The organism is Sphaerotilus sp., assembly GCF_031429695.1.
Taxonomy (GTDB): domain Bacteria; phylum Pseudomonadota; class Gammaproteobacteria; order Burkholderiales; family Burkholderiaceae_C; genus Sphaerotilus.
This window is the reverse complement of the sequence record NZ_JANPAB010000082.1, coordinates 25,439-33,797: the sequence shown is the minus strand read 5'-3', so window position 1 is coordinate 33,797 and position 8,359 is coordinate 25,439. Positions and strand designations below refer to the sequence as shown.

13 protein-coding genes are annotated in these 8,359 nt (G+C 65.8%); 9 read left to right on the top strand and 4 right to left on the bottom strand.

The genetic code is table 11. The features are described 5' to 3' along the window. The 3 genes from RMP06_RS16485 to RMP06_RS16475 all read right to left on the bottom strand — a co-directional run. Window positions 1-908: TRAP transporter large permease (locus RMP06_RS16485; RefSeq protein WP_310462884.1), on the bottom strand; the 908-nt coding region annotated here is incomplete at its 3' end. After that, window positions 899-1,387, bottom strand: a complete 489-nt coding sequence (locus RMP06_RS16480; RefSeq protein ID WP_310462883.1) for a TRAP transporter small permease — start codon at window positions 1,385-1,387, stop codon at window positions 899-901. The genes RMP06_RS16485 and RMP06_RS16480, both read right to left, overlap by 10 nt. Before the next feature lie 19 nt (window positions 1,388-1,406). Continuing rightward, the gene (locus RMP06_RS16475; protein ID WP_310462882.1) at window positions 1,407-2,378 is read right to left on the bottom strand and encodes a TRAP transporter substrate-binding protein; all 972 of its coding nucleotides are present in this window, start codon (window positions 2,376-2,378) and stop codon (window positions 1,407-1,409) included. A 163-nt stretch (window positions 2,379-2,541) separates the two neighbouring features. Here RMP06_RS16475 and RMP06_RS16470 point away from each other — a divergent pair, with 163 nt between their 5' ends. Both RMP06_RS16470 and RMP06_RS16465 read left to right on the top strand, forming a co-directional pair. Beyond that, a complete protein-coding gene (locus tag RMP06_RS16470) occupies window positions 2,542-3,582 on the top strand; it encodes a LacI family DNA-binding transcriptional regulator (RefSeq protein WP_310462881.1) in 1,041 nt (346 codons plus the stop codon). Window positions 3,583-3,648: 66 nt separating this feature from the next. Further along, a complete protein-coding gene (locus RMP06_RS16465; RefSeq protein ID WP_310462880.1) occupies window positions 3,649-4,380 on the top strand; it encodes a FadR/GntR family transcriptional regulator in 732 nt (243 codons plus the stop codon). Between the two features lie 10 nt (window positions 4,381-4,390). On the opposite strand, the gene RMP06_RS16460 is transcribed toward RMP06_RS16465, so the two are convergent. Next, window positions 4,391-4,795: a type II secretion system protein gene (locus RMP06_RS16460; RefSeq protein WP_310462879.1), complete on the bottom strand. Its 405-nt coding sequence runs from the start codon at window positions 4,793-4,795 to the stop codon at window positions 4,391-4,393. A gap of 117 nt (window positions 4,796-4,912) precedes the next feature. Between RMP06_RS16460 and RMP06_RS16455 the strand changes: the two genes are divergently transcribed. From RMP06_RS16455 to rplV, 7 genes are all read left to right on the top strand, one after another. Next, window positions 4,913-5,140 carry an oxidoreductase-like domain-containing protein gene (locus RMP06_RS16455; RefSeq protein ID WP_310462878.1) on the top strand — a complete coding sequence of 76 codons (228 nt, stop codon included), beginning with the start codon at window positions 4,913-4,915 and terminating at the stop codon, window positions 5,138-5,140. Window positions 5,141-5,291: 151 nt separating this feature from the next. Continuing rightward, window positions 5,292-5,963 carry a 50S ribosomal protein L3 gene (gene rplC / locus RMP06_RS16450; RefSeq protein WP_310462877.1) on the top strand — a complete coding sequence of 224 codons (672 nt, stop codon included), beginning with the start codon at window positions 5,292-5,294 and terminating at the stop codon, window positions 5,961-5,963. After that, a complete protein-coding gene (gene rplD, locus RMP06_RS16445; protein ID WP_310462876.1) occupies window positions 5,963-6,583 on the top strand; it encodes a 50S ribosomal protein L4 in 621 nt (206 codons plus the stop codon). The genes rplC and rplD overlap by 1 nt, the downstream gene beginning before the upstream one ends. After that, on the top strand, window positions 6,580-6,903 hold the full coding sequence (gene rplW / locus RMP06_RS16440) for a 50S ribosomal protein L23 (RefSeq protein WP_310462875.1): 324 nt from the start codon (window positions 6,580-6,582) through the stop codon (window positions 6,901-6,903). The genes rplD and rplW overlap by 4 nt, the downstream gene beginning before the upstream one ends. Beyond that, window positions 6,903-7,727 (top strand): 50S ribosomal protein L2, encoded by an 825-nt coding sequence (gene rplB / locus RMP06_RS16435; protein ID WP_293995025.1) that lies wholly within the window; start codon window positions 6,903-6,905, stop codon window positions 7,725-7,727. The genes rplW and rplB overlap by 1 nt, the downstream gene beginning before the upstream one ends. A gap of 13 nt (window positions 7,728-7,740) precedes the next feature. After that, the gene (gene rpsS, locus RMP06_RS16430; RefSeq protein ID WP_179633150.1) at window positions 7,741-8,016 is read left to right on the top strand and encodes a 30S ribosomal protein S19; all 276 of its coding nucleotides are present in this window, start codon (window positions 7,741-7,743) and stop codon (window positions 8,014-8,016) included. 12 nt (window positions 8,017-8,028) lie between these two features. Further along, the gene (gene rplV / locus RMP06_RS16425) at window positions 8,029-8,358 is read left to right on the top strand and encodes a 50S ribosomal protein L22 (RefSeq protein WP_179633149.1); all 330 of its coding nucleotides are present in this window, start codon (window positions 8,029-8,031) and stop codon (window positions 8,356-8,358) included. The last annotated feature ends 1 nt before the right edge of the window (window position 8,359 follow it).

The following is an 8,359-nucleotide window of genomic DNA, read 5'->3' as shown; positions in this document are numbered from 1 at the left end:
GGCACCTCGTAGAGCGCCATGAAGTAGCCGAAGGCGTTGGAGATGCCGATCAGCAGCAGCACGACGCCGGTGGTCTTGCAGGCCTTGGCGCAGGCTTTGAGGAAGTTCTTCCACGTCAGCGAGCGGTAGACGAACACGGTGATCAGCAGCGCCCAGGCCACGGCGATCGAGGCCGATTCGGTCGCCGTGAACGCGCCCGACAGGATGCCGCCGAGGATGATCACCACCACCATCAGTCCCGGCAGCGAGGCCAGGAACGCCGCCAGCACCGCCGGCCAGCCGCCGAAACCGCCCGGCCGCACCGGGTAGCCGCGCTTGACCGCCACCCAGTAGGCGGCGGCGAGGTTGCACAGCGTCAGGATCAGCGCCGGAACCATCCCCGCCAGCATCAGGCTGAGCACGCTGACCGAGGCGATGCCCGAGGTGGCCAGCGTGAAGATGATCATGTTGTGCGAGGTCGGCATGATCGCGCCGACCAGCGCGGCGTGCGTGGTCACGTTGACGGCGTAGTCGGCGTCGTAGCCTTCCTTCTTCATCAGCGGGATCATCACCGAGCCGATCGCCGACACGTCCGCCAGCGGCGAGCCGGCCACGCCGCCGAAGATGGTGCAGCCGAGCACGTTGCTCATGCCCAGCCCGCCGCGCACATGGCCGACCAGGCTGTTGGCGAACTTGACGATGCGGTCGGCGATGCCGCCGTAGAGCATCAGTTCGCCGGCGAAGACGAAGAAGGGGATGGCCAGGAAGCTGAAGACCTGCATGCCGCCGACCATCTTCTGGAAGACGATGGCGATGGGCAGCCCGGCGGCGACGATGGTGGCGACCGAGGACAAGCCGATCGCGAACGCCACCGGGACACCCAGCAGCAGGAGGGCGGTGAAGCTCACCGCCAGGACAGTCAGTTCCATGCTGGCACCACTTCCTCGCCGCGCAGCAGCGCGACGATGTGTTCGATCGAGAACAGCACGATCAGCACGCCGGCGATGACCACCGGCACATAGTCGATGCCGTCCGGGACCGGCAGCATCGGTTTTTTCTCGCCCCACTTGGCCGAGGCCCAGAGCCAGCCGCCCTGCGCCATCAGGAAGCCGAACAGGCCGACCAGCGCGTGGATCAGCAGCTCGACCCGGTGGCGCCAGCGGTCCGGCAGCAGCGCCACCATCGACTCCAGCCCGATGTGGCCGGCGTCGCGCACGCCCACCGCCAGCCCGAACGCGGTGACGAACAGCACCAGCAGCATCGCCAGCGCCTCGGCCCAGGTGGGCGTGTCGTTGAAGACGTAGCGGCCGATCACCTGGTACTGCACGCACAGGATGACCGCAATCAGCCCGATCACCGCCAGCACGAGGCTGAGCTTGGAGACTCCGGCACAGAATTTGGTGAACATGGCCGCTCCGCCTGGTCGGTTACTTGGTGTCCTGGATCGTCTTGACCAGGCGCTTGAGGTCCGGCGTGGTCATGAACTTGTCGTAGACCGGGCCCATCACGGCCTGGAAGGACTTCTTGTCCACTTCGGCGATCTCGGCGCCGCCAGCCTTGACGGCGGCCAGCGACTTGGTTTCCTGCTCGTCCCACTTCTTGCGCTGGAAGGCCACCGACTCCTTGGCCGCCGCGCGCACCATGTCCTGCTCGGCCTTGGGCAGCTTGTCCCAGGTGATCTTGGACATCAGCAGCATCTCGGGCGCCATCGAATGCTCGGTGCGCGAGTAGTACTTGGCCGACTCGTAGTGCTTGACGCTATCGTAGGAGGGTATGTTGTTCTCGGCGGCGTCGATCAGGCCGGTCTTCAGGCCGGTGTAGACCTCGCCGAAGGGCATCGGCGTGGCGTTGCCGCCCATGGCGCCGACGAGGGCGACCCACAGGTCCGACTGCTGCACCCGCACCTTCATGCCCTTCACGTCGGCGACCGTCTTGATCGGACGCTTGGCGTACAGCGAGCGGGCGCCCGAGTCGTAGAACGCCAGGCCGATGAAGCCCTGGTCCTCGCAGGACTTCAGGATCTCCTCGCCGGCCGGGCCGTCGAGCGAGGCACGCATGTGTTCCACCGAATGGAACAGGAAGGGCATCGTCGGCACCAGCGTCTTGGCGCAGACCGCGTTCATCGGGCTGATGTTGACGCGGGTCATCTCCAGCGCGCCGATCTTGACCTGGTCGATGGTTTCCTTCTCGGTGCCGAGCGCGCCCTTGTTGAAGACCTTGATCTTGTGCTTGCCGCCGCTCTTCTGTTCGAGGAGCTGGCTCATGTACTTGACGGCCGCGACCGTCGGGTACTCGTCCGAATTGTGGATGTCGGCGGAGCGGAATTCGGCGGCTTGGGCGCTGGACAGCGCGGCGGCGGACAGCAGGGCCGTCAGCAGGCGGGGCGTGGTCTGGTTCATGGGGTGTCTCCTCAGGGATGAAGGGCGTCGGCAGAGGAGATTAAACGTTTAACTTGCCTGCAGGGTCAAGGCGATGCTTCTAGGTATTAGCCCGATTCGGGTTACGTTTTATCGAGTGGGAAGTAAACGTTTAACTTCGATTGCCCACTACAATCCCGGTGCCATGACCGATGAAACTCCCGCCCGCCGCCGCAAGGCCGCCACCATCCGCGATGTCGCCCAGGCGGCCGGCGTGTCCACCGCGACCGTGTCCAAGTTCATCAACGGCGGCCAGCGCTTCACCCGCGAGGTCGAGGAGCGGGTCACGCAAGCGGTCCGCACGCTGGGCTACAGCTCCAACCCGATGGCGCGCGGCATGATCACCGGCCAGACCGGCAACGTCGGCATCGTCATCCTCGACATCTGCAACCCGCACTTCACCAGCCTCGTGAAGGGCGCCTCGCGCATCGCCACCCGTGCCGGGCTGAACCTGCTGTTCGCCGACGCGGCGGAGGGGCGTACGCCGGAGCTGACCTTGCTGCAGTCGCTCAGCCGGCGGGTGGATGGGGTGATCGTCAGTGCGCGCCTGTCCGAAGCGGCGATCGGCTGGTTGCAGCACACCGGCCTGCCCGCGGTCTACTACGGTGGCCACCAGCCCGGTGCCGGCTGCCACAGCGTCGGTGCGGACAACCGGGCTGCGGCGCTGATGCTGGGTCGCCACCTGCGCGACCTGGGCCACCGGCGCATCGGCTACGTCGGCTTCAGCGGGGCGCGCTGGAGCGTCGAGCGGTGGCAGGGGCTGCAGGATGCCTTTGCTGGCTGCGACAGCGTGCTGCGGCTGTTCGATGTCGAGGCGGCGGTGGCCGAAGAAGGTGAGCGGGTGGCGTCGTCGGTGCTGCTGTGCGCCGAGCCGCTGGACGCGGTGGTGGCGTACAACGACCTGATCGCGCTGGGTTTGCTGGCGCAGGCGCAGGCGCTCGGCTTGCGGGTGCCCGAGGATGTGTCCATCGCCGGCTTCGACAACATCGTCTACGGCCGCTATGCCAACCCTGCGCTGACCACCGTGGACACTGCCAGCGAGCTGACCGGCGAAACGGCCATGCAGCGCCTCATCGAGCGCATCCGCGGTGACGCCGACGCCGAGGCCCTCACCGACGGGCATGACACCCTGGCCGCCCGTGTCGTCGCTCGGCGTTCCACCGGCCGCCGTGCCGAGCGGACCTGAGCCCATTCGGACCTCCGGACCTTGGGACTTGCTACAGTCCAGCGACCTTTTCCGAGCCTTTTGCCCATGACGCCTGCCCCGACCACCGCCCGACGCCGCCCCCGCACGCTGGCCCTCGAACTGGTCGAATCGCTCGGCGACCGCATCCGCAACGGCCAGTTCACCCAGGGCGACAAGCTGCCCACCGAGTCGGCGATCATGGTCGAGTTCGAGGTCAGCCGCACCGTGGTGCGCGAGGCGATCTCGCGCCTGCAGGCGGCGGGGCTGGTCGAGACGCGCCACGGCATCGGCACCTTCGTGCTCGGGCTGGGGGAGGGGCCGGGCTTCCGCATCGCGCCGGAGCAGATGGCCACGCTGCGTGACGTGATCGCGGTGCTGGAGCTGCGCATCGGCGTGGAGACCGAGGCCGCCGCGCTCGCGGCCCAGCGCCGCACCGATGCCGATCTGCAGGCCATGCGCGCGGCGCTCGACCTGGTGGTGCAGGCGATCGAATCCGGGCAGGACGCGGTGGGGGCGGATTTCCAGTTCCATCTGGAGATTGCGCGTGCCACCCGCAACGACCACTTCGCCGACCTGATGACGGCGCTCGGCAGCATGATCATTCCGCGGGCGCGGCTGGAGCCGGGAGAAGCGCTCGACCCGGAGCGGCTGCGCTACTTGCGCCGCGTCAACGCCGAGCACGAGAGCATCTTCGACGCCATCGCCAGTCAGGATCCCGACGGCGCTCGCGCGGCGATGCGCACGCATCTGGCGAACAGCCGCGAGCGGCGTCGGCGGGCGCAGACCGAGGCGGTCTGACGCCAGTCGGTCAGTCCCCGGTCCCCACGCCAGTGAAGGTGGCCGAGTCGCCGCTGCCGAGATGCGACAGGCGGCACACCGCCTCCGCGCCGCGCCCGATCGGTTGCGGCTCGGCACGGTAGGCGTCGGGCAGGCCGCCGTGCAGCAGCGAGTCCACATCGGCACAGTCCTGCACCGGGCGGCAGCGGCCCGGCGCGGTGTGCCGGTCGCTGACGAGGCAGCCGCCCTGGTTCATCAGCATCGCGGTGTTGGCGGTGCCTGCCAGGTGCTGCAGGGCAACGCCTTCCGCCTGTGTCTGGAGTGCGGCCAGTTGCGGCAGTGCCACCGCCGAGGCGGTGCCGATCGCGAGGATGGCGGCGATCTGCTCGATCAGTGCGAAGCCGCCAATCCGCCCGCCGTTCGTTCGTTGCCGCATGTGTGCTCCCGTGGAGGGGGCAGTGTGGACCGGGCATCGGCGGGCGGCCATCCCGCTGACGCAGGGGCGCAGCACCACATCCGGGCGGGGCGCGCCGAGGTGTCGGACAATCGCGGGATGATTCCAGATGCAGCACTTCAGCAGTGGCTTCCGACCGAGCGGCGCGAAGCACAGGCGCTGGTGCGGTCGGTGTGCGACCGCGCCCGTTCCCTTGGCGTGACACTGTCGGACCCGCCGCCTGAGCCGACCAATTGCTGCGACAGCGGCTGCATCGGTTGTGTCTGGGAGGGCTACTACGGCGATGTCAGCTACTGGCGTGACGAGTCCATGTTGCGCTGGACTTGATGTCTGTGTGATAATCGCGAGCTTTTCGGGCAGCAAGTAAAATTGCGCCCATTTTCGTCGTTCCGGCTCCTTCAGTCCTTCACGGGTCTGACAGAGGCGGCAACAACTTAGTCAGCCCGGCCAATCGTTGTCGGGTTATTGGAGAAGAACCATGAGTCTTAGCAATCGTCTCGGATTGCTGGGCCGCAAGGTGGGCATGATGCGCATCTTCACGGACGACGGTGATACCGTGCCCGTGACTGTGCTGGATGTGTCCAACAACCGCGTTGCCCAAGTCAAAACCGTGGAAACGGACGGCTATACCGCACTGCAGATCACGTTCGGCGCCCGCAAGGCCTCCCGCGTGAACAAGCCGTCGGCCGGACACCTGGCCAAGGCCGGTGTCGAAGCCGGTGAGCTGCTGCAAGAGTTCCGCGTCACTGCTGAAGTGGCCGCTGAATTCAAGGCTGGCGCCACCCTGCCGGTCACGATGTTCGCCGCAGGCCAGACCGTCGACGTGCAAGGCACCTCGATCGGCAAGGGCTTCGCTGGCACCATCAAGCGCCACAACTTCAGCTCGCAGCGCGCGTCGCACGGCAACAGCCGTTCGCACAACGTGCCGGGCTCGATCTCCATGGCGCAGGATCCGGGTCGCGTGTTCCCGGGCAAGAAGATGACCGGCCACATGGGCGACGAAACCGTCACGACCCAGAATCTGGACATCGTGCGCGTTGACGAAGCCCGCCAGCTGCTGCTGGTGAAGGGTGCCGTCCCGGGTTCGAAGGGTGGCTTTGTCACCGTGCGTCCCGCCGTGAAGGTCAAGCTCAAGAAAGGGGCCAACTGATGCAGCTCGAGCTCCTGAATGAACAAGGCCAAGCGTCCGCCAAGGTCGATGCTTCGGACGCCGTGTTCGCCCGTGATTACAACGAATCCCTGATCCATCAGGTCGTCGTTGCCTACCAGGCCAATGGCCGCCAAGGCACCCGCGCCCAGAAGGACCGTGAGCAGGTTCACCACTCGACCAAGAAGCCTTTCCGCCAGAAAGGCACCGGCCGCGCACGCGCCGGCATGACCTCGTCGCCGTTGTGGCGCGGGGGCGGTCGGATTTTCCCGAACCTGCCGGAAGAAAACTTCTCGCACAAGATCAACAAGAAGATGTACCGCGCCGGCATGGCCGCCATCTTCTCGCAGCTTGCCCGTGAAGGCCGTCTGGTGGTGGTGGACTCGCTGTCCGTCGAAGCCCCCAAGACCAAGCTGCTGGCCGCCAAGCTCAAGGCCATGAACCTGGATCACGTCATGGTCATCGCTGACCAGATCGACGAGAACCTGTTCCTGGCTTCGCGCAACCTGCCGAACGTGCTGGTTGTCGAGCCGCGTTTCGCCGATCCCCTGTCGCTGGTCTTCTACAAGAAGATCGTCGTCACCAAGGGTGCGATCGACAAGCTCCAGGAGATGTTCGCATGAGCCGCGCTCCCATCAAACGCAATTTCTCGGAAGGCCGTCTGGCCCAGGTGCTCGTCGCGCCGATCATCTCCGAGAAGGCCACCAGCATCGCCGAGAAGCACAACCAAGTGCTGTTCAAGGTGCTGCAGGACGCCACCAAGCCCGAGATCAAGGCCGCCGTCGAACTGATGTTCAAGGTCGAAGTGGACTCGGTGCAGGTCGTCAACCAGAAGGGCAAGACCAAGCGCTTCGGTGGACGCATCGGTCGCCGTGACCACGTGCGCAAGGCGTATGTGTCGCTGAAGGCCGGTCAGGAACTCAACTTCGGGGAGGCCGCGTAATGGCTGTCGTCAAGGTCAAACCGACTTCGCCTGGCCGCCGTGGCGTCGTCAAGGTTGTTCACAAGCACCTGCACAAGGGCGCTCCGGAAGCTTCGCTGCTGGAACCCCAGAAGCAGAACTCCGGCCGTAACAACAACGGTCACATCACGGTTCGCCACAAGGGCGGTGGTCACAAGCACCACTACCGCGTGGTCGATTTCGTGCGCAACAAGGACGGCATCCCCGCCAAGGTCGAGCGCATCGAGTACGACCCCAACCGCACGGCGCACATCGCCCTGCTGTGCTACGCCGACGGCGAGCGTTCGTACATCATCGCTCCCCGTGGTCTGGAAGCCGGTCAGACGGTCCTGAGCGGCGCCGAGTCGCCGATCAAGGCCGGCAACACGCTGCCGATCCGCAACATCCCCGTGGGCTCCACGATCCACTGCGTCGAGATGATGCCCGGCAAGGGCGCCCAGATCGCCCGTTCGGCCGGCACCTCGGTGACGCTGATGGCGCGTGAAGGCGTCTACGCCCAGGTGCGTCTGCGCTCGGGTGAAGTGCGCAAGATCCACATCGACTGCCGCGCGACGATCGGCGCAGTCTCCAACGAAGAGCACAACCTGCGCCAGTACGGCAAGGCCGGTGCGATGCGTTGGAGGGGCATCCGTCCGACGGTTCGCGGCACCGCCATGAACCCGGTGGACCACCCGCACGGTGGTGGCGAAGGCCGCACCGGCGAGGGCCAAGCGCCTGTTTCGCCGTGGAACACCCTGACAAAGGGCTACCGCACCCGCAACAACAAGCGCACGCAGAACATGATCGTGTCGCGTCGCAAGAAATAAGGGGTAGTAGCTCATGTCTCGTTCACTGAAAAAAGGTCCGTTTGTTGACCACCACCTGCTGAACAAGGTCGAGAAGGCTGTCGCTATCAAGGACAAGAAGCCCATCAAGACCTGGTCACGCCGTTCGACGATCCTGCCCGAGTTCATCGGTGTCACGATCGCCGTGCACAACGGCAAGCAGCATGTGCCCGTGTACGTGACCGACCAGATGGTCGGCCACAAGCTGGGCGAGTTCGCGCTGACCCGTACGTTCAAGGGTCACCCGGCGGACAAGAAAGCCAAGCGCTAAGGAGCGGCGACGATGGAAACTCAAGCAATCGTCCGCGGCGTCCGCCTGTCCTGCGACAAGGGTCGTCTGGTGGCTGACCTGATCCGCGGCAAGAAGGTCGGTCAGGCCCTCGACATCCTGGCCTTCACGCAAAAGAAGGCCGCCGGCATCATCAAGAAGGCGCTGGAGAGCGCGATCGCCAACGCCGAGCACAATGACGGCGCTGACATCGACGAACTCCGCGTCACCTCGATCTACGTGGAGCAAGGTGCCACGCTGAAGCGTTTTTCCGCACGGGCCAAAGGCCGCGGCAACCGCATCAGCAAGCCCACCGCGCACATCTACGTGACCGTTGGCAACTAAG